The following is a 22,171-nucleotide window of genomic DNA, read 5'->3' on the forward strand; positions in this document are numbered from 1 at the left end:
CTGTCCCCCGTAGACATCGCGACGCGACTCTTGCGGAGCATGCCCGAGAATGCGGCGCAACGCCCATGCAGGCACGACGCGCAGATTTGTTGAAGATTTCGGTGTCCGGCCAACGATATAATGGAAACAGCTGACCAGCCACATGTTGCGGGCGGCGATGCAGCATTTCACACATGGCGGGCTGGGTGCAGCACCATGGCGCCCCTTTGGGCAGATTTGCGTTGCAAATTGCCAGCCGGTCGATGGACGCCGTCTACCATCACCGCCCAAACCCAAGCACCGCTGGCCTGACATCGCGGGACTATGCGGTGCCGGCTCAAGGACGCCTTACATGCAATGCAACTTCGCAAAACCGGTCATTGGTGCATGGTTCAACAATTGCGGTAGCGCGCGATCGGCAGCGGCGATTGGCGCTTCACATCTCTGCGGTTGAGCCGCTTGGTTGCGCCCTCCTTGCTACCGCGCGAGCCAGCCGCCATCGACCGGCAAGGTGATCCCGGTCACATAGCGGGCCGCCGGCGAGGCAAGGAAAGTGACTGCTCCCGCGATATCGCCGGCCTCGGCCCAGCGCCCGGCCGGGATACGGTCCAAGATCGCCTTATTGCGCTCGGGGTCGGCACGCAGGGCTTCTGTATTGTTTGTCACGACATAACCCGGCGCCACGGCGTTCACGGTGATGCCATTTGCCGCCCATTCGTTCGACAAGATCTTGGTCAGCCCCGCGACCCCGCTTTTTGAAGATGTATAGGAGGGGATGCGGATACCGCCCTGAAACGACAGGAGCGACGCGATATTGACAATGCTACCCGACCGCCCCTCGGCCATGCAGGCCCGCGCAAAGGCCTGGCAGAGGAAGAAGACGACCTTGAGGTTGATGTCCATCACCGCGTCCCAGTCCTCTTCGGTGAAGTCGATACTGTCGGCGCGGCGGATGATCCCGGCATTGTTGACCAGCGTGTCGACCGGGCCAAAGCGGTCACGGGCCTCGGCGAAGGCGGCCTGCGCGCCCGCCACCGTGGCCAGATCCGAATGGACGGCATCGAAACGGCCGCCCGCAGCCACCACCAGCGCGGCGGTCTCGTCCATCGCCGAGCGTCCCACGCCGATGACATGGGCGCCGTGACCCGCCATGTCGACAGCGATCGCCTGACCGATCCCGGTATTGGCACCCGTCACCAACACCCGCGTGCCCTCCAGCGAGAAGCGGTTCATCGCAGGTCCCCCATCCCCACCATCTCGACGTCAGTGTAATCGACATTGTCGCCGGCCATGCACCAGATGAAGCTGTAATTGGCGGTCCCGGCACCGCAATGGATCGACCATGGCGGCGACAGCACCGCCTGCTCGTTGCGGACCACAAGGTGGCGCGTCTCGGACGGCTCGCCCATGAGGTGGATCACGTTCTGCCCCTCGGGCAGATCGATGTAGAGATAGGCCTCTGACCGGCGCTCATGCAGGTGGGCGGGCATCGTGTTCCAGGTCGAGCCGGGGCCAAGCTTGGTCAGCCCGATGACGAGTTGGCAGCTTTCCATGACGGCGGGATGCACGAACTGGTAGATCACCCGCTCGTTCGAGGTGTCGCGCCCGCCAAGGGGCACCTGTGCCGCGTCCTCGATGGTGATCAACCGCGCGGGAATGGCGCGGTGCGCGGGGGCCGACAACACGTAGAACCGCGCGCCCTTGCCCGAGACCGTGACCGGCCCGGACCCCATGCCTAGGTAGAGCATATCGCAACGGCCGAGCGTGAAGCTTTCGCCCCCCGCCTCGACCGTGCCCGTCCCCTCGCCCACGTTGACCAGCGTCGCCTCGCGCCGGTCAAGCCAAGAGGCGGTGCCGGTCTCGGCCACGTGGTCGATGATCAACGGCCCATCCGATGGCACCACACCGCCGACGATTATCCTGTCGTATTGCGAATAGGCCAGATGGACCGTGCCGGGCTTGAACAGTTCCTCGAGCAAGAACTCGGCCCGAAGCTCCGTTGTGTCCATCATCTTGGCGTGGCGCGGGTCGATGGCGCGTCTGAGTGTTGTTTCTTGCATGGGTCCCTCCGTGGTTATCTTAATTGGTGCGGCACCTGGGCGGGCCGGATCATGGGGTATGGGGGTGGATCAGACGGGTATCTCCCGCGCTTTCCAGTCGCCCCGGAACAGGCGCAGGTGAAAGGCCGGGGCCTTCACGAATTCATCCAGCAGCAGGATCGACAAGACCAAGACCGCCGGCAGGTTGAGATAGAGGACAGCAAGAGCTGTGGCCGGCACCTTGAACAGCCATTGCGACCAGACGAAGACATGCATGACGTAGACGGTGTCTCCGCTGGCCCTGAGCGTGTTGCCGCAAATCGCGTTCGAGCCCTTTGGAAACGGCAGAAGCAGAAGGATAGGCAAAAACGAGGCGATGATCGCGCGGGTCTCAAGCGTGAGGCCAGGATAGAGCCAGTTGGCCAGCACACAAACCGCAAGATAGACTGCAGCCACCAGCGCCGCCGCCCAGAAGGCTGCCCGCCACGCACCGACAAGAAACCGCTCCAGCACCTCGGGCGGGCGATGCTGACCCAGCAATTGCGCCACGATGATGCCGGTGGCCTGCGCCCAAGACATCCCCACCGTTCCGGCCATCACGATCCAGGGCAGGATCAGGGTCAGCGCAGCGAACTCGTTGAGGCTCAGCCGCGCATAGATCAGGGCGCAGACATGGGTCGCAGCAACGGCGCTGATGAACGTCGCGGCGATCGGCAGTGAGAAGATGAGGTGCCGTCGCCATGTGGCCGCGAAACCGCCATTGCGCCAGCCGCGCGCCGTTCGCCACGCCCCTGACAGCGCCCGCACTCGTAGTGCAAGGAACCCGACCTGTACCAGCGCGGCCAGCACGCTACCCACGGCCGCGCCGACCAGCCCAAGCGCCGGTGCCCCGAAAAGCCCGTGGATCAAGACCACGCTGATGCCCACGTTGACCGGAAGGGCCACAAAATAGCTGTATAGCGGCAACCGCGTGTTGCCGCAGCCGTTGAGGAAACTGGTCAGCGCTTGACCGACGGCCTCGGCCAAGATCACCAGCACAAAGACAGACAGGTAATCAAAGGCCAGCATCGCCACTTCTGCGCTCGGGGCCAAGGCCCCGATCAACGGCCGGCCCGCCAGCAAGATGATGCACAGCCCGGCAACCCCCACCGCTAGGCTGGTGGCCAGCCCCGCGGCAAAGGTCGAACGCAGAAAGACCGCGTCGCCTGTCCCGAAGGCTTGCGCGGCTCGGATCTGCATGGCGTTCGCAAAGGCCAGGATCGTGCCGAGCACAAGCCCCGAGATCGCCGCCGCCAATCCCATCGCAGAAAGCGCCACCTCACCCAGCCCCGACACGAGGTAAGTGTCGATCACCACAATGCCGTGAAGCATCATTGCCTTGGCCATCATCGGCCAAGCCATGTCGAATACTGACCGCGTGCCGGGGGCGACCCGCTCGGATTCGGAAAGCGTCATCGCAGCCCTGTCCGCGGTCGAGACGTCATTTGGGCGGCATCCGCGGTGCGAACGGGGCGTCGGGGGCTTCGGTATGATCGGGTTCGAAGAAATCGGAATTGGTGCGGGCGATGGCGTCGATGGTCTCGTCAAGCCGCGATAGGTGCAGTGTACCCGCCGCGACCGCCGCGGCCGTGTCACCCCGCAAGATCGCCGCGACGATCTGTTCATGGTCCTCGAGCAAGGTCGGCATACGCTCTTCCTTGGACAAGCTCAAAAGGCACAGCCTGTCCACCTTGGCCTTTTCTTGCGAGATGACCTCGAAGGCGAAATCGACCTGCGCGACCTCGCATAGCTGACGGTGAAACTCGTAGTCGAGCGCCCCGAACAGCCTGTAGTCATTGGAAGCGACGGCGGCACGCTGATCGTCCAGACAGGCCGACAACTTCGCGCTGTCCCCGCGATCGCACCAGTCGCATGCACGACGCAGCACCTCGAACTCGACCGCCGCACGCACGAAACGCGCCTTGGACACTTCCCGCAACGAAAAGCCCCGCACCGAGGTCGCACGTTGTGGTCGGATCACCAGCAGATCGAGGTTGTCGAGCCGGCTGAATGCGTCGCGCACGGGCTGGCGCGACACGCCGAACCGCGCGGCGATCTCGGCCTCCGAGATCTTGTCGCCCGGCTTCAGCCTCAACGAGGTGATTTCGGCATGCAGGTAGTCGAAGATGTCGTCGACGCTGGTGCGTCGATCCCTTGCTTGAACGACATGAGCCATGGCTTCAAACCCCTTTCCGGTTGCAGCGTCCGCAGCACACCCCCTGCGAGCCGGCAAAGATCGTGCGGTCACTTACATACTGAAGCATTGGTTTCATTACCATCGTGGCACCTTCCTTTCGAAGTTCGGCCGGTACTTGCGGATCTCCTCGGTATCGTCGCGGTCGATGACCATTGCACGCCGGTACAGCGCGTGAAGCTCGGCCACCGCCTCGTGATCCAATTCCACGCCAAGCCCCGGCCCCTCGGGCACCTGAACGGCCCCGTTGCGAAAGGTCGGGCGGCCGCCCTTCACGATCTCCTTCGTCGACCATGGGTAATGGGTGTCGCAATCATAGGTCAGGTTCGGCGTCGCGGCCGCGACATGGCACATTGCGGCCAAGGAAATGCCGAGGTGAGAGTTGGAATGCATGGACACGCCAAGCCCCGCCGCGCGGCACATCTCGCCTAGGTGGACCGCGCCTGTAGCACCACGCCAGTAATGGTGATCGGACAAGACGATCTGCACAGCATCGGTCTTGACTGCCTCGATCAGCTGTTCGAACTCAACCACGACAAGGTTGGTGGCCAGCGGCATGTCGGTCTGCGCCGAAAGCTCGGCCATCGCCGCCAATCCCGGCACCGGGTCCTCGAGATACTCCAGCACCCCCGCCTCGGTCCCGCCCAGCGCATCGATGACCTTAAGTGCCGTGGGCACCGTCCACGCCCCCATCGGGTCGATCCGTAGCCCGTGGCCGGGAAAGGCCTCGCGCAGCTTCAGCATGGTCTCGACTTCCAGCTCAGGTTCCAACACACCGCCCTTCACCTTCCATGAGGAGAAACCGTATTCCCCGTGGAACGCGCGGGCCTGTTCGACGAGGGCATCGGGCGTCATCACCTCGCCCATGATGTCGGGACCGAAAGTCAGGTCTTGCTTGGCGAATTTGAAAAAGAGATAGCCGCCAAACGGAATCGTCTTGCGCACCGCACCCCCAAGCAAATCGTAGAGCGGGCGGCCGACCTCTTTACCGCGCAGGTCGAGACAGGCGATCTCGAAGGCGCTGTAGACAACATCGACGACTTTGTGATCGGCCAGCGCCGTCGGGGCATTCACACCGCCCGCATTCGGCAGCGCCGCCTCTACCCGCACGCGCAGATCACGCAAATCATAGGGGTCCAACCCCTCAAGCCGCCGCGCGACCTTCTGCAATCCAGTCAGCGTGCGCGTAGCGCCATAGGTTTCGGACAGACCCACCAAACCAGTATCCGTCCGCACCTCGATCACCGAGCGCAGGAAGACGGACGGATGCACGCCCTTGAGGTTGGCCAGCGGCACATCCGGTATCGCGATCGGCGTAACGGTGACGTCAACGACTTTCATGGCCTCTCCATGTCCTTCGTGCCGTTGCTTGGCACGGATCGAATCCGATTTGAAGACTAGTATTCCACATTTAAGACTAGTATACCAGTTACAACTTTAGGCGAATCGAACCACCGTGCCGGGCGGCGGCGACACCAAGAGACGAGGGCGGACGCATGGCGGGAGTGACGCTTAACGGTATCGTGAAGGCCTATGGCGCCTTGCAGGTCGTGCACGGTATCGACCTCGAAGTGGCGGAGAAGGAATTCGTCGTCCTTGTCGGCCCTTCCGGATGCGGAAAATCCACCACGCTGCGCATGATCGCCGGGCTGGAGGAGATCAGCGATGGCGATCTGACGATTGATGGGCGCCGCATGAATCGCGTTGCGCCCAAGGATCGCGACGTCGCGATGGTGTTCCAGAACTACGCGCTCTACCCCCATCTCAACGTCGCCGACAACATCGCCTTCGGCCTGCGCATCCGCCGCGAACCCAAGGACCGGATCGCAGCCTCCGTCGAAGAGGTAGCTGCCATTCTGGGCCTTCGCGAATATCTCGACAGACGCCCAGCCGATTTGTCGGGTGGTCAACGCCAGCGCGTCGCCATGGGCCGTGCCATCGTGCGCCGGCCCAAGGTCTTTTTGTTCGACGAACCCCTGTCCAACCTCGACGCCAAGCTGCGCACACAGATGCGCGCCGAAATCAAGCGGCTGCACAACCGCCTTGGCGTGACCTCGATCTACGTCACACATGACCAGGTCGAGGCGATGACGTTGGCGGACCGGATCGTCGTCATGCATGACGGTCGGATCGAACAGATCGGCACGCCGATGGAGCTGTTCCTCAATCCCGCCAATACCTTCGTCGCGGCGTTCCTCGGAGCGCCGCCGATGAATATGGTCAAGGGCCGCATTGTGCCGGGCGAAGCGCACCTCGCCGCTGCAGTGCTGGGCCAGAAAATCACCCTGCCCGATATCGCCGCTCTGCGCGATGGCGTCGGACGCGACGTGATTATCGGCATCAGGCCAGAGTTCGCGGCGATTGCGGATGACACCGTCACCGACCGCGTCTGCATCGATGTCGATCTCGTGGAAACCCTCGGCTCCGAAGCCCTCATCCACGCCTCGCTGGCCGGGGAACCCTTCGTCATCCGCACCGAGACGATGGGCCAGACAACTTCGCTCAACCATGTCAGCGGCTTCACCGTGCCCCCGCATTTGATCCGCGTCTTCGACGCCGAGACCGGGGCCGCCCTACCCGGTCAGGTCAGCGCCGCATGAGCACCCGCCCCAACATGCGCGCCGCCCCCGGCGAGGCGCCGGCCACCCGGAACCGGGCGATGCAACCCGGGCGCCTGCAGCGCGTGGGCGATCATCTGCGCCGCGAATGGCAGCTTTACGTCTTGTTGCTCCCCACGATCATCTGGCTGCTCTTGTTCCTCTACAAGCCCATGTATGGGCTTCAAATCGCCTTCAAGGACTACTCCATTTTCCGCGGGATCGAGGGTAGCCCGTGGATCGGCTTCGAGCATTTCGAGACGCTCTTCAGCAACGACCAGTTCCTGCGCGCTGTCCGCAACACCGTGATCATCTCCGCCTATAGCCTGCTGATCGGCTTCCCAGTCCCGATCCTGCTGGCGCTGATGTTCAACGAGGTGCTCAGCCAGTGGTTCCGCAAAACCACGCAAACCATCGTCTACCTGCCCCACTTCATCTCGTCGGTGATCATCGCAGGCATCGTGATCACCGCGTTTTCGCCCTCGGCGGGTATCGTGAACACGGTGCTGGGATGGTTGGGGCTGGACCCGGTCTATTTCCTGATCCGGCCCGAATGGTTCCGGCCGATCTTCATCGGCACCGGCATCTGGCAAGAGGCGGGTTTCCAGTCGATCGTCTATCTTGCCGCTATCGCAGGTGTCTCGCCGACGCTTTACGAAAGCGCGGTGGTCGACGGCGCGAGCCGCTGGCAGATGATGTGGAAGATCACGATCCCGTCGATCCTGCCCACCATCATCATCATGCTGATCATCCGCATCGGCAACCTGATGGAAGTCTCCTTCGAGATGATCATTTTGCTATACCAGCCCGCCACCTACGAGACGGCGGATGTGGTCAATACCTTCATCTATCGGCAGGGCATTCAGGGCGGTCAATACGACCTGGCCGCCGCTGCGGGGCTGTTCAACGCGGTCGTGGCCTTCGTGCTGGTGATCACCGCGAATGCCATCTCCAAGCGCTACTCGCGCACCAGCCTGTGGTGAAGGAAGCAACGCGATGACGAACATGAACCTCTATTCGCGCGGTGACCGGGCCTTTGTCACCCTCAACATGGTGCTGATCGGGGTCTTCGCACTCTCGACACTTTACCCGTTCATCTACATCGCCTCACTGTCACTGAGCAGCGGCTTCGAGGCGCGTGCAGGCAACGTCTTGCTGACCCCTGTGGGCTTTACACTGGAAGCGTACGAACGGGTACTGTCGGAACCGCAGTTCTGGACCAGCTACCGCAACACCTTCATCTACACCATCGGCGGCACCTTGATGAGCCTAGCGTTCATCATCCCCGGCGCCTACGCCCTGTCGCGTCCGCAGCTTTATGGGCGGCGGTTCTGGAACCTGATGGTGGCCTTCACCATGTGGTTCAATGCGGGCCTCATCCCGTTCTTCCTCAACATGCGCGACCTCGGCCTGCTGGATAGCTACTTCGGCATCATCATCGGATTTGCCGTCAACGGCTTCAACCTGATCTTGCTGCGCAACTTCTTCGAGTCGATCCCCAAAAGCTTCGAAGAAGCCGCTCGGATGGACGGCGCCAACGAGTTCCAGGTGTTGTGGAAGGTCTTCGTGCCGCTTTCCAAGCCCGCCATCGCCACCATCGCCCTGTTTTGCGTCGTGGGGCGTTGGAACGGCTTCTTTTGGGCCATGGTGCTCTTGCAAGACGAAGAGAAGATCCCACTGCAGGTCTACTTGCGCCACGTCATCGTCGAACTCAGCGACGACGAGGAATTCGCCAACAGCCTGCTGACCAGCAGCTATTCCTTCGAGACCGTCAGCGCGGCGATCATCGTCTGCTCGATCATACCGATCCTGCTCATCTACCCGTTCCTTCAGAAGTATTTCACCAAGGGCATCATGCTCGGCGGTGTGAAGGAATGACCATTTTCGCAACCAGGGAGGAACAAATGCGAAAGACATCCCTTACATTGGCCATCATGGCCTGCACGGCCCTGACCGCCCCGGCGTTTGCCGACGGACATCTGATGATCGTCGAGGAACCGCTCGAGCTGACCATTCACATGCACTGGCCCCGTGCGCAGGGCTACGACGAGAACTATCCCGTCGAGCAAGCCGCCCGCGAGATGACCGGCATCCATCTGATCGACGCGACAGCCGGGCGCAACTCCACCAATAGCCGTGAGGCGATGAACCTGCTTCTGGCGCAGGGCGATCTTCCCGATATCGTCGGCGGCCACCTGATCCAGCAACCGGTCAACGAATACGGCCCCCAAGGTGCCTTCCTACCGCTCAACGAGCTGGTGGCCGAGCATGCGCCGAACATCCAAGCCTTCTGGGATGCCCATCCCGAGCTGCAGGCCGCGATCACGGCCTATGACGGCAATTACTACTACATCCCCTATCTGCCCGATGGCGAATTCGGACGCGCATGGTTCGTACGGCAGGATTGGCTCGACGCGCTCGGGCTGCAACAGCCGCAGAACGTGAACGAGCTTTACGACGTACTCGTCGCCTTCCGCGACCGCGACCCCAACGGCAACGGCATGAAGGACGAAATCCCGTATTTCGCCCGCCAATGGGAAGAGGTCGCCCGCCTCCTGACGCTCTGGGATGCGCGCTCCTCCGGGTCGGACACCTATCACGACTTCTACGTGAACAGCGACGGGCAGGTCGCCCATCCCTATGCGGTCGACTCCTATCGCGAAGGCCTTGCCAACATCGCGCAATGGTATGCAGAGGGCCTGATTGACCCCGAAATCTTCACGCGCGGCTCCTCGGCGCGGGATTACCTGCTGTCCGAGAACCTCGGCGGCGTGACTCATGATTGGTTCGCCTCGACCGCCGGCTACAATGCCGCATTGGCCGAAAGCGTGCCGGGCTTCGATTTCATACCCTTCCTGCCGCCAGAATCGGCGGGAGGCGTGCGGATGGCCGAACACCGCCGCATCCCGATCAAGCCCGATGGCTGGGCGATCAGCTTCGCCAACGAGAACCCGATCGAAACCATCCGCTACTTTGACTTCTGGTTCACCGAGGAAGGCCGCAACATGGCCAATTTCGGGGTCGAAGGCGTGCATTTCGACGTGATCGACGGCGAGCCGATCTATCGCTCCGAGATCTTGAACTCGGACCGCGCGGTGAACAGCCAGATGTACGAAATCGGCGCCCAGATCCAGCGCGGCTACTGGCAGGACTACCGCTATGAATGGCAGTGGACCTCCGAGGCCGCACGCGCGGGCATCGAACTCTATTCGCAGCATGATCTCCTCGTGCCGCAGTTCTTGGGCGTGTCGTTCAACGAGGAAGAGCAGGCCATTTACGACCGCTACTGGCCCTCGATCCGCACCTATATGCTGGAACGTCAGCAGGCTTGGGTTCTGGGCTCGGGCGATGTCACGGCGGATTGGGACGACTACGTCTCAACCCTCGCCGACATGGGCCTCGACCAAGTCCTCGAGGTGATGAATTCCGCCTACGCACGCCAGGGTTCCTGAGCGTGACCTGAACCGGCGGGGCGCGTGACATCGGGCGCGCGCCCCGCCCCTTCTTCGCACCCCCTATTCGGACGACCACATGCCTCCCGACGCCCTCCAGACACTCGACGAGCCGACCGCCGGTCGCCTGATGATCCGCTACGCGCCCACGCCCGAAACCGAGATCACCGAGAACCCGCCGCGTTTCACCTGGCTGCCGGTGATCGAAGACGAGGCCGCCTATGTGCTGCGCCTGTCGACCGACCCGAAATTCCCCAAGGGCAAGACCCTGCTGTTCGAGCGACTCCCGCTGAACATCTTCACCCCCGACCGTGCGCTCGATCCGGGTGATTGGCACTGGTCCTATGCCGTGTGCGACCCCAATACCGGCGCGATCCTCACCAATTGGAGCAAGCCCCGCGCTTTTCACCTGCCCGAAGGGCTGCCGCAAACGCCCCTGCCCGCCCGGGCCGTGCGTCTGGCGAGCGCCGAGCGCGCACACCCGCGCCTGTGGATGACACCCGCGCGGCTGCAGCACTTCGCCAAGGCCGTTGCCCAAGACCCCGATCATTGCACTTGGTCCATCTTCTGGCGAGACAGCGTGCTGCCGTGGATGGACCGCGAGATCACCCCCGAACCCGCCGGCTATCCCGGCCACAAGCGCGTGGCCTCGATCTGGCGGCAGACCTATATCGACTGCCAGGAACTGCTCTACGCGATCCGCCACCTTGCCATCGGCGGCACGGTCACTGACGACGCGGCGATGCGCGCCCGCGCCAAGGAGTGGTTGCTCTCGGCGGCCCGCTGGAACCCAACGGGGACCACCTCGCGCGCCTATACCGACGAATGGGCCTTCCGCGTGAACCTCGCGCTGGCCTGGGGCTATGACTGGCTCCATGACCTGCTCGACGATGAAGAACGCGCGCTTGTGCGCGCAGCCTTGCTGGCCCGCACAAGCGAGACCGCCGATCATGTAATCCGCAACGCGCGCATCCATCTCTTTCCATATGACAGCCACGCCGTGCGCGCGGTGTCAGCCGTCATCATTCCGGCTGCCATCGCCCTTCTGGACGAGGCCGAGGAGGCCGAGGGATGGCTGCACTACGCCATCGAGTTCCTCTCGACCGTCTATTCCCCTTGGGGCGATAGCGATGGCGGATGGGCAGAAGGGCCGCATTACTGGATGACCGGAATGGCCTACCTGATCGATGCCGCCAACCTACTTAAAGGCTATACCGGCATCGACCTCTACCAGCGCCCGTTCTTCCAGAAGACCGGAGATTTCCCGCTCTATACCAAGGCCCCCGATACCCGCCGCGCCACCTTCGGCGATGACAGCACCATGGGTGACCTGCCAGCGGTCAAGGTCGGCTTCAACCTGCGTCAGTTCGCAGGGGTTACAGGCAACGGCGCCTACCAGTGGTATTACGACGAGATCACCCGCACCAATCCCGACACCGCCATGGCCTTCTACAACTGGGGCTGGTGGGACTTCAATTTCGACGAACTGACCTATCGTACCGATTTTCCGTTGGTCAAAGCGACCCCGCCCGAAGATGGGCTGCGCTGGTTCAAGGGTATCGGCTGGGCGGCGATACAAAAGGCCATGGCCGACCCCGAGAACCACCTGCAATTCGTCATGAAATCCTCGCCTTTCGGCTCGATCAGCCATAGCCACGGCGACCAGAATGCCTTCTGCCTCTCCGCTTTCGGCGAAGACCTCGCTATTCAATCGGGCCACTATGTTGCCTTCAATTCGACCATGCACCAGAATTGGCGGCGCCAGACCCGGTCGAAGAACGCGATCTTGATCGACGGCAAGGGGCAATACGCGGGCAAGGACAAGCCGCTGGCCATGGCCGCCGCGGGCAGCCTCGAAATGGTCGCAGACCGGGGCGATCACATCTACATTCGGGGCGATGCCACCGCGGCCTATGCCACGCTGACGCCCGAGGTCACGCAAGCCACGCGCGAGGTTTATTTCGTCAACGGCGAATACTTCGTGATCGTCGACAGCATCGATGCAACGAAACCCGTCACGATTGACTGGCTGCTGCACGCCAACGCGCCGATGGCGCTGGGCGCTTCCAGCTTCCGCTACACCGGAAAACGTGCGGGCTTCTACGGGCAGGTCTTGTGGTCGGAGGCCGGCACGCCAAGCCTGTCGCAAGACACCGGCTTTCCAGATGTCGACAGCGCCGAATACAAAGGCCTGCAGGTCAGCACCTGCCTGACGGCCAGCTTCCCCAAAGCCACCCGCCACCGCATCGCAACGCTGCTGGTCCCTTACACGCTCTCAGCCCCGCGGCGCGTGTTCAGCTTTCTCGACGATCAGGGCTACGACTGCGACCTCTACTTCACCGATGCCAGCGACCGGACCTTCAAGGTCGTGGTCCCCAAGACATTCGACGTCGGCGTCTGATGCCGACCATAAAAGGACAGGAAAGAACGACATGAAACTCAAGGGAAAAACCGCCATCATCACCGGCGGCGGCCGCGATATCGGTCGCGCTTGCGCAGTGAAACTCGCCTCCGAAGGTGCCAATGTGGCGATCAATTATTTCGCGTCAAGCGCCGGGGCGGAACAGACCCTCGCCGAGATCGCGGCATTGGGTGGGCGCGCGATCGCCATGCAGGGCGACCTGAACAATCCCGCCGATGCCGCGGCGCTGGTTGCCCGCACCCTCGCAGAATTCGGCAGCGTCGACATACTGGTCAACAATGCCGGCGGCCTGATCGCGCGCAAGACACTGGCCGAGATGGAACTGTCGCATTGGCACGCGGTCATGGACCTGAACCTGACCAGCACCGTCTCGATGATCAAGGCCTGCCTGCCCCACATGACCAGCGGCACCATCGTCAACCTCGCCAGCCAAGCAGGCCGTGACGGCGGCGGGCCGGGCGCTGTGGCCTATGCCACCGCCAAGGGCGCCGTGATAACACTGACCCGCGGGCTGGCCAAGGAGCTGGGCCCCGCGATCCGCGTCAACGCGCTTTGCCCCGGCATGATCGATACAGATTTCCACAACATCCACACCGCCGACGCCGCCCGTCGCGGATTCGAGGCCGCAGCCCCCGTCAAGCGGCAGGGCGTCCCCGCAGATACCGCCAATCTGGTTCTTTTTCTGGCCTGCGAAGATAGCGCCTTCATTACTGGCGCAAATATCGACATCAATGGCGGCATGCTGTTCAGTTGAGTCTGACCCTGCGGAGACATGACATGACCGACTTTCCCATCGTGCCTACAGGCGAAAACGTGTCGCGGCAGGTGCTTTCGGACCATCCCGAACTGATGGTGGTTGCCTTCCGTTTCGCGGCGACGGGCGCGGTGGGCGCGCTGCACAACCACCCACATGTGCAATCGACCTATGTCGAAAGCGGCCGCTTTCGCTTCACCCTTGGCGATGAGCAGCGCGAGGTCGGACCCGGCGACAGCTTCGTGGTCCCCTCGGGCATGACCCATGGCTGCGTCTGTATCGAACCGGGCCAGCTGGTGGATTGCTTCACGCCGCGCCGCGACGATTTCCTCTGACCAGAAGGGGCCGGCCGCAATGCGCTTCTTGGCAATCGGCGAATGCATGGCGGAACTTGCCCCGGCCGAGACGCCGGGCGCGTTTCGGCTTGGCTTCGCGGGCGATACCTTCAATACCGCATGGTACCTCGCGCGGCTTCGCCCCGATGCCTTCGTCGCCTTTTGCAGCGCCGTGGGGACCGACCCGATCTCGGACAAGATGACGGCCTTCATGGCCGCAGCCGGTATCGACACCACGCATCTGCGCCAAGTTCCCGACCGAACAGTCGGGCTTTACCTGATCTCGCTCGACAACGGCGAGCGCAGCTTTTCCTACTGGCGCGGGCAATCGGCGGCGCGCGGCCTTGCCGACGACCCCGCGGCGCTCGACGCCGCCCTCGCGGGGGCCGATCTGATCTATGTGTCGGGCATCACGCTGGCGATCCTGTCCGCGCCTGCGCGGCGAACGCTTCTGGACGCGCTGGCGCGCGCGCGTGGTGCAGGGCAAATCATCGCCTTCGACCCGAACCTTCGCCCGCGGCTTTGGGCGGACCGGGACGAGATGACGCGAACCATCATGCAAGGTGCCGCCGCAAGCGATATCGTCCTGCCCTCGTTCGAGGATGAAGCCGTCCATTTCGGCGATGCCGATCCCATCGCGACCACCGCCCGCTATGCCGCCGCCGGGGCCAAGACAGTCATCGTCAAGAACGGCGCCAGCGACGTCACCTATCTCGACAGCGGCATAATAGACACCGTCACCGTCGCTCCTCTGGCGCAGATCATCGATACCACTGCCGCTGGCGACAGCTTCAACGCCGTCATCTTCGCGGGGCTGGGCGGCGAAACACCCCTTGCCGATACCATCGCGCGCGCCTGTCGATTGGCCGGGCAGGTCGTTCAGGCCAAGGGCGCGCTCGTCCCCGTCAACCCCGCAGACTGCACGCCATAGCAGCCCCCAAGGAACCCCGATGCCGAACCCAGCCCCCGCAGAAACAATCACACTGCGCACCGACACGCTGACACGCTTGGCGCGCGCCAGCACCGCGACGGTCGCCACCCTTCTCTTCAAGCGCGGATATCAAAACGCATTCGTGCAAGGTGTGGCCCCCTTGGGCACGGGACGGCAGACAATGGTCGGCCCGGCCTATACGTTGCGCCATATCCCTGCGCGGCCTGATACCGACCCGATCACGGCGTTCCGCGAGCGCGACCATCCGCAGCGCGTGGCCGTCGAGCAATGCCCGGAAGGTGCTGTCCTCGTGATGGATTGCCGCCAAGATGCCTCGGCCGCCTCGGCCGGCACAATCCTTCTTACCCGGCTCCAGATACGTGGTGCCGCCGGTGTCGTGTCGGACGGCGGCATTCGCGATGCCACGGGTGCAACGGCGCTGGACATGCCCGTCTTCGCCGCCAAAGCCTCGGCCCCGACCAACCTGACAAAGCATCATGCCATCGATATCGGCCTGCCGATCGCCTGTGGGGGCGTTGCGGTCTATCCCGGCGATATCATGCTGGGCGATGGCGATGGTGTGATGGTCATCCCGCGCCATCTGGCCGACGAGATCGCCGAGGAAAGCGTGGAAATGGAAGCCTTCGAGGCATTCGTACTGGAAGAGGTCTTGCGCGGCGTGCCGGTGATCGGGCTATACCCGCCGACGGAGCCGGATACTTTGGAGCGCTTCGCCAACCACAAAGCGCAACGCGGCTCAAAGGCCGATTAAACACACTGTAGCGATCCTGCGCCCAAGCAGCCGAGCAGCCGTGCTGCGATGGTAATCTCCTCATTGTTAAAGGGGTGCATCCGTAGAACTTACGCGGCCATTTTCAGTTTCATGGCGGGTGTGATGCCGCCGATGGCCATGTTCGGGCGGTCGTTGTTGAAAGTCCAAAGCCATTGCGTGGCCTGATCCTGTGCCTCTTCGATGCTTTCGATGATGTATGGATTCAACCACTCATGCCGAACGGTTCGGTTGTAGCGCTCGACATAAGCGTTCTGCTGGGGCTGCCCGGGCTGGATGTGCTGTATGGTGATACCCTGCTTCTCAGCCCATATTCTGAGCGTCTCGCTGATGTATTCAGGGCCGTTTTTCACACGAATTGTGCAGGGTTTCCCGCGCCACTCGATGATGCGGTTCAGACTGCGGATGACACGTTCTGCGGGCGGCGAGAAATCAACCTCGATCCCCAGCCCTTCGCGGTTGAAGTCGTCCAACACGTTCAAAAGCCGAAAAGCCTGTCCGTCGCCGAGACGGTCGGCCATGAAATCCATCGACCAAGTCACATTTGACGCGTCCGGGACCGTCAGAACGTCAGGTTTCTCACCTTTCAGCCGCTTGCGGGGCTTGATCCGCAGGTTCAGCTCCAACTGGCAGTAGATCCGCCTTACGGCCAATGGATAGACGCGTTTGTGGTTCCACGGATGGCCTTTGACGTTGCGCAAGTGCAGGCAGCATAGGCCAAATCCCCAAGTTTTGCGCGCATCGGTCAGCCCCGTCAGCAGATCGGCGATCACCTCGTTCTCGGCCTTCAGTTCGGGCTATAACGATAACAAGTCTCGCTGACCCCGACGGCCCGGCACGCCAACGCGATGCTGACGCCCCGTCGTTCTACCGCCGTTTCGGCCATCGCGCAGCGCTTAACCTGTCGCGGTTTGCACGCAAACCGCTGTCGGGCAGCGGATGGCCAATCTACTTTTTCCAAGGGCTTCCCTCAACAGATCGTTCTGCATGCTCAGATCCGCATACATGCGCTTCAGGCGACGGTTCTCTTCTTCCATCGCGCTCGCCGTTGTCCTCGGACCAATGGCAGACAAGGCTCGCTCTGGCTGACCATCGACGCATCCATGCCGCCATACTTGGCCCGCCATTTGCAAAACGACGCTTCGCTCATCCCATGCGCGCGGCACAGCTCGGAAACCGGCACACCGCCTTCGGCTTGCCGCAGGATCGCGATGATCTGCGCCTCAGTGTATCTGCTTGTCTTCATTCGAAATCTCCTCGTTCATCTTGCCGAGAAAATTCTACTTATCCAGCCCCTTACTGTCGGGGGGATTACCCAGGTCAGACGCTCCGTGCGCGGCAGAATGCCGAGATTGGGCTTTATTTGTAATTAAGTCCGAATAGGGCCGTTTAGCATCGATCCGACCGGCATCTTGACCTTGAAAAAGAGAAGGCGATGGAGAACGGGGTACTAATAGCCGAATTCCATTGTGGACGACATCGCAGGTTGATCCACCCGACGGCCGCACCGCGACACGCGCGGCCACGTTCGCAATGGAGTGACCGATATCGCGTGACAGGGTTCAAGCTCGCTCGACCAAGGGCGGCGGGTGATCGGCAGGCATCGGGCAGGTATAGGGCGTCAGCGCAAGGCGGCTTGCATGCTCGGCCTTGGCCTCGGCCAGTCGCGCGGGATCGGCGATCAGGATCTGTGCGGCCCGGCCCATCAGCTTGGCGGCATGAATCATGCCCTTGTGCGCCGCCCCCGATAGGCCCTGCGCGGTCATCTGCCAGCTATGGAGCGGCGTGCCGATGGCGGCGGTCGCAACCAGTACCTCGGTGGTGGGCACCTTCCATGTCACATCACCCACATCGGTCGACCCGATCAGCACCGCACCGCCCGGCCGCATCGGCACCACCCAGTCGCACAAGACCGCATCACTCGGCGCTTGGTTGACCACCGACCATTCGGCAGCGATGTCGGAGGGGGACAGCGTGGCCTGAATGCGCGCCGCATAGGCGCGGTCGGCCTCATCGAAAGGCACACCGCCCAATTCATCGAGCGCCTCTTGCATGATCCGGTCCATGGTCAGGTTCTCGAAATGGTTAGAGACGGCAGCGAACATCTTGGCGCTGAGCTGTGTTTCGGTCATCAAGGCCGCCCCTTCGGCAACCTTTTTGACCCGTTCGACCAACGAAAGCATCTCGTGTAGATGCAGCGCGCGGATGGAATAGCGTACCGCGGCGCGCGATTGCACCACATTGGGCGCTTTCCCGCCGGCATCGAGATAGGCGTAGTGGATGCGCGCATCTTGGACCATATGCTCGCGCAGGTAGTTCACCCCAACCGACATCAACTCGGCCGCATCAAGCGCCGAGCGCCCCAAATGCGGCTGCGCTGCGGCATGGGCAGCGCGTCCGGTGAAGTGAAAATCCATCCGCGTGTTGGCAAGCGACAGCGGGTCATCGACCCGCGTCATGCCGCCCGGATGCCATGTCACAGCGGCATCGACATCGTCAAAAGCCCCGTCGCGCACCATGAAAGCCTTGGCCGCACCGCCCTCTTCGGCGGGGCAGCCGTAGTAGCGCACGCGCCCCGCCGTGCCGGTTGCCGCCAACCAATCCTTGACCGCGCAGGCCGCCAGCATCGCGGCCGAACCCAGCAGGTTATGACCACAGCCATGGCCGGGGGCGCCCACTTCCAGCTCTTGCTGATGGTCGATCCCTGCGACTTGGCTAAGCCCGGGCAGCGCGTCATACTCACCGAGAATGGCGATTACCGGCCCACCCGTGCCTGCCTCGCCGGTTACGGCGGTGGGGATGCCCGCCACCCCTTCGATCACATGAAACCCCTTGCTGCGCAGCATCGCAGCATGGGCAGCGGCCGAGCGGAATTCGCCATAGAGTGTCTCGGGCGTGGCCCAAACACGGTCGGACAGCTCGATCAAATCATCCTTGTGGCGGTCGACCAGTTCGGGGATGGCAGAGGTGTTTTGCATGGTCGTTCTTCCTGTGGTTCAACCCGCGACGGGTTCGGCGAGCCGCACGGCGGTCTTGCCGCGCCAAAGCCTGCGCGATGGCATGATCAGAACCGTCACCGGATGGGGTGCCCGGACCTCGGTTGGGCCATCATGGCCGATCAGCGTGTCTTGCGGCAGGCGCTCTAGCCCGCGCCAATCTTGGGCAAAGCGGAAATCATCGGTTTCAATGGTCACAGCGCGCGAGACTTGGAGGAATTGCATCGTTGCGGGGGCGGGCCGTTGTGACAGCCAGTCTTGCCCGAAATCGGGCGCTGTCGCCCCGGTCGCGCGCAAGAACCGGATCGCGGTTTCCATCGCGGCTCCTTCGGCGGCGGCTTCCCAATGTTGGCCACATTCCACCAGCATCGCATTGCGCGACGAGGCGGGATCGCCGAAGCCGCCATAGTCGCGCATCCGCACCCCTTCGGCATGGCCATGGTCATTGATCACCAGATCGGGGTAGCCCACGCTGCGGGCCAATTCGCGCCCCTTGGGGCGCAGCCCAGCAATGGTCAAGGCTTGCGCCTTGTTCTGCATCGAGTGGATATCGAGCAACAGATCGACCGTATCGAGCCATGGCCGCACCTCCCGCGCGCGGCGCAATTCCTCGGTCAGCTTGCGGTCGGGATCGTCAAGCACGGCTGTCGACCACAGGCGGTTGAGATCCTCGTCGATCCAGCGCGAGGCATCGGGCACCTCTGGGTCAAAGGCCTCATGGGCCGCGACATTGATGAAGGCGAAAGACAGCTTGCCCCGCACAGGGCGCGTGTCGCGCCGCATCAGCCAATCAAGGGTCAACGCGCCGCAAGGCTCGTTGCCATGCACGATCGCGGTGATCGCGACATGGGGGCCGGCCACACCGCTGTCGAAGGTCCAGATATAGGGAATGCTGCCCGTGCCTTTCGCATAGGCGGAAATGTCAGGTGGGGTCAGTTCCACGGGAAATGGATTGGGAAGGCCGGTGGCTGATCCTTTGGTGGGGTTTGTCATTCTGCCGCTGTCCTCTTGAGACGGGTTTCGACATGGTCGGCCAGATGCGCGGCAAGCGCCGTGAAACAGGCCTTGAGTGCGGGATACCCTGCGTTCGGCTCCCGCGTGATTTCATTCATGTATAGCTTGCGATTGACCTCGATCTGCATCGAGTGCCGCCCTTGCGCGGGCGCACCATTGGCGCGGATCAGCTCCATCCCCTTGTAGGGATCATTGACCGCGACCGTGTAGCCGCGTGCGACAAGAAAAAGGCGCACGGCTTCGGTCAGCCCTGCCTCACAGGCGGTGCCATCACGATCACCCAAGACGAAATCCGGCCGCGAAGTACCACGATCTTGCGTCGACATGGCAGAGGCGAATTGCTGCATGGAATGGCAATTGATATGCCACACCGCCCCCCAGCGTGCATGCGCGGCGTCAAGCAAGCCCCGCAGCCGCGCCTGGTAGGGTCGGTGGTAGCGCGCTACGCGGTCTGCGACCTCTGCGGCTGTCAGTGGGCGATCATACATCGCCCCCCCAGCCGGTGGCACCCGTGTCCAGCATAGCCCGATGCCAAGGCGGCTTTTCACCGATGGGTTCAGCGGTGCGGGATAGCTGCCCGTGATCGCGTCCGGGTCGATATCGTCGGGCGCGCGATTGGCATCGACGAAGGAACGCGGGAAATGCGCCTCGAGCAAGACCGCGCCATGGGCCATGGCCCCCGCCCAAAGATCGGCGACGTGAGTATCTTCTGCTTGCCGCAACAGAGCAGGATCAGCGGCATGGGTGAATTCCGGCGGATACTGGGTGCCCGAATGCGGGCTATCGAAGATCAGCGGCAAGCGTTGCTGGCTTTCGCCGCTGACGCTGAGAACGCCCGGAACGGTGTCAGTCATGCGGTTCCCCCGTCATGCAGATGGCAGGCCGTGCTGTGCCCGTCTACGGTGATGGTGCGTGGCACCTCGGCTCGGCAACGGGGACCGGCCATGGGGCATCGCGGATTGAAATGGCAGCCCGGCGGCGGGTTCAGTGGCGAGGGGATTTCGCCCTTGACCGTGCGAAAGGCTTGCCTGCCCGCACCAAGGCGCGGCACCTGATCCAGCAAAGCCTGCGTATAGGGGTGACGCGGCCCGCGAAACAGCGCATCCGTCGGCGCAATCTCGACGATCCGACCCAGGTACATCACCACCACTCGGTCGGCGATATGCTCGATCACGCCCAGATCATGGCTGATGAACAGATAGGTCAGGTCCAGATCGCGGCGCAGATCTTGGAACAGATTGATCACCTGCGCTTGGATCGAGACATCGAGCGCCGCGATGCTTTCGTCGCAAATCAGGAAATCGGGTTGCACGGCCAGCGCGCGGGCAATGCCGATGCGCTGGCGTTGGCCACCAGAAAACTGATGCGGGTAGCGCTGCGCATAGGATGGATCAAGCCCCACCTTGGCCATCATCCCCGCGACATAGGCGGGCATATCCGTGCGGGTGGTCAGCCCGTGGTAGATCGCCGCCTCGCCGATGATGCTTTGTACCTTCATCCGGGGGTTGAGCGAAGACATCGGATCTTGAAAGATCATCTGGATGCGCAGGCGCTTCTCGCGGGCTTGGGGGTTACGTGCATCGGTGACATCGACACCTTCAAAGCGGATCGTGCCGTCAGAGACAGGCAACAACCCCGCCACCATCCGCCCCAACGTGGACTTCCCACAGCCGCTTTCCCCCACTAGACCCACCACCTCGCCACGGCCCACGGCAAAGCTGGCGGTATCGACCGCGTTGACACAGGTCTCGCGCAGGTCGGCACCCAGCCGAAAGGCCAGCTTCTCGACAGCATCGAATTTCTTCTCAAAGCGGCGCGAGACGCCCTCGAGTTCCAGCATCGGTGTCATGTCGCCACCTTCTGTGCCGCATTAGGGTGATGGCAGCGATAGCCCTGCCCTGCCCCCGTTTCAGTGACCATCGGGGCGGTGCTGCGACACATCTCGCTGGCGAGATCGCACCGCGGGGCAAAGGCACAACCCGCAGGCAGCCGCGACATGCTTGGGGCCATGCCGGGGATTTGGGTCAGGCGTTCACCGCGCCGCCCATGACCGGGGATCGAGCCCAAAAGCCCGGCGGTATAGGGGTGCTGCGGGGCAGCGAGCACCTGATCGGTCGGCCCGCTTTCCACGATCCTGCCCGCATACATGACCGAGATCTTATCGGCCAACCCGGCCACCACGGCGAGATCATGGGTGATCCAGATCAGCGCCGTGCCGGTTTCGCGGGCGAGTTCCTGCACCTCGGCCAAGATCTGGCTTTGGATCGTCACATCAAGGGCTGTCGTCGGTTCGTCGGCCACGATCAACTCGGGCCCATTCAACAGCGCGATCGCGATGGCCACGCGCTGGCGCATGCCGCCCGAGAACTGGTGCGGATAGGCTGCAAGCCGCTCGGCCGGTGACGGGATGCCCACCTTGGCTAAGGTCGTGATGGCCCGGTCGCGTGCAGCAGCATGGCTGATACGCTCATGGGCGCGCACAGCCTCGACCATCTGGGTCTCGATCCGCAGCACGGGGTTCAACGTCATCATCGGATCTTGAAAGATCATCGCGATGCGATTGCCCCGCAGGCTGCGCATTTCGCGGTTCGACAACTGCGCAAGATCTTGGCCATGAAACAAGATCTCG

Annotated in this window: 19 protein-coding genes and 1 pseudogene; 9 read left to right on the forward strand and 11 right to left on the reverse strand. The window is 62.8% G+C overall.

Translation table 11 applies throughout. The features are described 5' to 3' along the window. Window positions 1–456 precede the first annotated feature (456 nt). The 5 genes from kduD to ACTG4J_RS05735 all read right to left on the reverse strand — a co-directional run bounded on the left by kduD (window position 457) and on the right by ACTG4J_RS05735 (window position 5,592). Window positions 457–1,212 carry a 2-dehydro-3-deoxy-D-gluconate 5-dehydrogenase KduD gene (kduD, locus tag ACTG4J_RS05715; RefSeq protein ID WP_439137847.1) on the reverse strand — a complete coding sequence of 252 codons (756 nt, stop codon included), beginning with the start codon at window positions 1,210–1,212 and terminating at the stop codon, window positions 457–459. Continuing rightward, window positions 1,209–2,039 carry a 5-dehydro-4-deoxy-D-glucuronate isomerase gene (gene kduI, locus ACTG4J_RS05720; protein WP_439137849.1) on the reverse strand — a complete coding sequence of 277 codons (831 nt, stop codon included), beginning with the start codon at window positions 2,037–2,039 and terminating at the stop codon, window positions 1,209–1,211. Before kduI ends, kduD begins: the two co-directional genes overlap by 4 nt. A 69-nt stretch (window positions 2,040–2,108) precedes the next feature. Beyond that, the gene (locus ACTG4J_RS05725; RefSeq protein WP_439137851.1) at window positions 2,109–3,473 is read right to left on the reverse strand and encodes an MATE family efflux transporter; all 1,365 of its coding nucleotides are present in this window, start codon (window positions 3,471–3,473) and stop codon (window positions 2,109–2,111) included. 25 nt (window positions 3,474–3,498) lie between these two features. Next, on the reverse strand, window positions 3,499–4,233 hold the full coding sequence (locus tag ACTG4J_RS05730; RefSeq protein ID WP_439137853.1) for a GntR family transcriptional regulator: 735 nt from the start codon (window positions 4,231–4,233) through the stop codon (window positions 3,499–3,501). 96 nt (window positions 4,234–4,329) lie between these two features. Then, complete coding sequence (locus ACTG4J_RS05735; protein ID WP_439137854.1) at window positions 4,330–5,592, reverse strand: enolase C-terminal domain-like protein; 1,263 nt, start codon at window positions 5,590–5,592, stop codon at window positions 4,330–4,332. Window positions 5,593–5,747: 155 nt separating this feature from the next. Between ACTG4J_RS05735 and ACTG4J_RS05740 the strand changes: the two genes are divergently transcribed. The 9 genes from ACTG4J_RS05740 to ACTG4J_RS05780 all read left to right on the forward strand — a co-directional run bounded on the left by ACTG4J_RS05740 (window position 5,748) and on the right by ACTG4J_RS05780 (window position 15,514). Continuing rightward, window positions 5,748–6,851: an ABC transporter ATP-binding protein gene (locus ACTG4J_RS05740; protein ID WP_439137856.1), complete on the forward strand. Its 1,104-nt coding sequence runs from the start codon at window positions 5,748–5,750 to the stop codon at window positions 6,849–6,851. Continuing rightward, window positions 6,848–7,831 (forward strand): ABC transporter permease, encoded by a 984-nt coding sequence (locus tag ACTG4J_RS05745; RefSeq protein ID WP_439137858.1) that lies wholly within the window; start codon window positions 6,848–6,850, stop codon window positions 7,829–7,831. The genes ACTG4J_RS05740 and ACTG4J_RS05745 overlap by 4 nt, the downstream gene beginning before the upstream one ends. Before the next feature lie 13 nt (window positions 7,832–7,844). Continuing rightward, window positions 7,845–8,726: a carbohydrate ABC transporter permease gene (locus ACTG4J_RS05750; protein ID WP_439137860.1), complete on the forward strand. Its 882-nt coding sequence runs from the start codon at window positions 7,845–7,847 to the stop codon at window positions 8,724–8,726. A 26-nt stretch (window positions 8,727–8,752) separates the two neighbouring features. Beyond that, entirely contained in the window at window positions 8,753–10,300 is a 1,548-nt protein-coding gene (locus tag ACTG4J_RS05755; RefSeq protein WP_439137862.1) for an extracellular solute-binding protein, read from the forward strand. A gap of 79 nt (window positions 10,301–10,379) precedes the next feature. Then, window positions 10,380–12,701, forward strand: a complete 2,322-nt coding sequence (locus ACTG4J_RS05760) for a DUF4962 domain-containing protein (RefSeq protein WP_439137863.1) — start codon at window positions 10,380–10,382, stop codon at window positions 12,699–12,701. 31 nt (window positions 12,702–12,732) lie between these two features. Beyond that, on the forward strand, window positions 12,733–13,476 hold the full coding sequence (locus ACTG4J_RS05765; RefSeq protein WP_439137864.1) for an SDR family NAD(P)-dependent oxidoreductase: 744 nt from the start codon (window positions 12,733–12,735) through the stop codon (window positions 13,474–13,476). 23 nt (window positions 13,477–13,499) lie between these two features. Next, window positions 13,500–13,811: a cupin domain-containing protein gene (locus ACTG4J_RS05770; RefSeq protein ID WP_439137866.1), complete on the forward strand. Its 312-nt coding sequence runs from the start codon at window positions 13,500–13,502 to the stop codon at window positions 13,809–13,811. A 19-nt stretch (window positions 13,812–13,830) separates the two neighbouring features. Further along, on the forward strand, window positions 13,831–14,742 hold the full coding sequence (locus ACTG4J_RS05775) for a sugar kinase (RefSeq protein ID WP_439137868.1): 912 nt from the start codon (window positions 13,831–13,833) through the stop codon (window positions 14,740–14,742). Window positions 14,743–14,761: 19 nt separating this feature from the next. After that, a complete protein-coding gene (locus ACTG4J_RS05780) occupies window positions 14,762–15,514 on the forward strand; it encodes a ribonuclease activity regulator RraA (RefSeq protein ID WP_439137869.1) in 753 nt (250 codons plus the stop codon). Between the two features lie 89 nt (window positions 15,515–15,603). Here the strand turns inward: ACTG4J_RS05780 and ACTG4J_RS05785 are convergent. The 6 genes and pseudogenes from ACTG4J_RS05785 to ACTG4J_RS05810 form a co-directional block, all read right to left on the reverse strand. Then, window positions 15,604–16,778, reverse strand: a pseudogene (locus tag ACTG4J_RS05785) (IS3 family transposase). Window positions 16,779–17,094: 316 nt separating this feature from the next. Further along, a complete protein-coding gene (locus ACTG4J_RS05790) occupies window positions 17,095–18,510 on the reverse strand; it encodes an amidohydrolase (protein ID WP_439137870.1) in 1,416 nt (471 codons plus the stop codon). Between the two features lie 18 nt (window positions 18,511–18,528). Further along, the gene (locus ACTG4J_RS05795) at window positions 18,529–19,521 is read right to left on the reverse strand and encodes a succinylglutamate desuccinylase (protein ID WP_439137871.1); all 993 of its coding nucleotides are present in this window, start codon (window positions 19,519–19,521) and stop codon (window positions 18,529–18,531) included. Further along, window positions 19,518–20,396: an N-formylglutamate amidohydrolase gene (locus tag ACTG4J_RS05800; protein ID WP_439137872.1), complete on the reverse strand. Its 879-nt coding sequence runs from the start codon at window positions 20,394–20,396 to the stop codon at window positions 19,518–19,520. The genes ACTG4J_RS05795 and ACTG4J_RS05800 overlap by 4 nt, the downstream gene beginning before the upstream one ends. After that, window positions 20,393–21,391, reverse strand: coding sequence for an ABC transporter ATP-binding protein (locus tag ACTG4J_RS05805; RefSeq protein WP_439137874.1), 999 nt, complete (start codon window positions 21,389–21,391; stop codon window positions 20,393–20,395). The genes ACTG4J_RS05800 and ACTG4J_RS05805 overlap by 4 nt, the downstream gene beginning before the upstream one ends. Further along, window positions 21,388–22,171: ABC transporter ATP-binding protein (locus ACTG4J_RS05810; RefSeq protein ID WP_439137876.1), on the reverse strand; the 784-nt coding region annotated here is incomplete at its 5' end. The genes ACTG4J_RS05805 and ACTG4J_RS05810, both read right to left, overlap by 4 nt.

The organism is Roseicyclus sp. (assembly GCF_965662675.1).
GTDB lineage: Bacteria > Pseudomonadota > Alphaproteobacteria > Rhodobacterales > Rhodobacteraceae > Roseicyclus.

Bases quoted from the DNA above. Each gene is read 5' to 3' on its own strand.
- kduD (WP_439137847.1), bottom strand. From the start codon at position 1,212: ATGAACCGCTTCTCGCTGGAGGGCACGCGGGTGTTGGTGACGGGTGCC.
- kduI (WP_439137849.1), bottom strand. From the start codon at position 2,039: ATGCAAGAAACAACACTCAGACGCGCCATCGACCCGCGCCACGCCAAG.
- ACTG4J_RS05725 (WP_439137851.1), bottom strand. From the start codon at position 3,473: ATGACGCTTTCCGAATCCGAGCGGGTCGCCCCCGGCACGCGGTCAGTA.
- ACTG4J_RS05730 (WP_439137853.1), bottom strand. From the start codon at position 4,233: ATGGCTCATGTCGTTCAAGCAAGGGATCGACGCACCAGCGTCGACGAC.
- ACTG4J_RS05735 (WP_439137854.1), bottom strand. From the start codon at position 5,592: ATGAAAGTCGTTGACGTCACCGTTACGCCGATCGCGATACCGGATGTG.
- ACTG4J_RS05740 (WP_439137856.1), top strand. From the start codon at position 5,748: ATGGCGGGAGTGACGCTTAACGGTATCGTGAAGGCCTATGGCGCCTTG.
- ACTG4J_RS05745 (WP_439137858.1), top strand. From the start codon at position 6,848: ATGAGCACCCGCCCCAACATGCGCGCCGCCCCCGGCGAGGCGCCGGCC.
- ACTG4J_RS05750 (WP_439137860.1), top strand. From the start codon at position 7,845: ATGACGAACATGAACCTCTATTCGCGCGGTGACCGGGCCTTTGTCACC.
- ACTG4J_RS05755 (WP_439137862.1), top strand. From the start codon at position 8,753: ATGCGAAAGACATCCCTTACATTGGCCATCATGGCCTGCACGGCCCTG.
- ACTG4J_RS05760 (WP_439137863.1), top strand. From the start codon at position 10,380: ATGCCTCCCGACGCCCTCCAGACACTCGACGAGCCGACCGCCGGTCGC.
- ACTG4J_RS05765 (WP_439137864.1), top strand. From the start codon at position 12,733: ATGAAACTCAAGGGAAAAACCGCCATCATCACCGGCGGCGGCCGCGAT.
- ACTG4J_RS05770 (WP_439137866.1), top strand. From the start codon at position 13,500: ATGACCGACTTTCCCATCGTGCCTACAGGCGAAAACGTGTCGCGGCAG.
- ACTG4J_RS05775 (WP_439137868.1), top strand. From the start codon at position 13,831: ATGCGCTTCTTGGCAATCGGCGAATGCATGGCGGAACTTGCCCCGGCC.
- ACTG4J_RS05780 (WP_439137869.1), top strand. From the start codon at position 14,762: ATGCCGAACCCAGCCCCCGCAGAAACAATCACACTGCGCACCGACACG.
- ACTG4J_RS05790 (WP_439137870.1), bottom strand. From the start codon at position 18,510: ATGCAAAACACCTCTGCCATCCCCGAACTGGTCGACCGCCACAAGGAT.
- ACTG4J_RS05795 (WP_439137871.1), bottom strand. From the start codon at position 19,521: ATGACAAACCCCACCAAAGGATCAGCCACCGGCCTTCCCAATCCATTT.
- ACTG4J_RS05800 (WP_439137872.1), bottom strand. From the start codon at position 20,396: ATGACTGACACCGTTCCGGGCGTTCTCAGCGTCAGCGGCGAAAGCCAG.
- ACTG4J_RS05805 (WP_439137874.1), bottom strand. From the start codon at position 21,391: ATGACACCGATGCTGGAACTCGAGGGCGTCTCGCGCCGCTTTGAGAAG.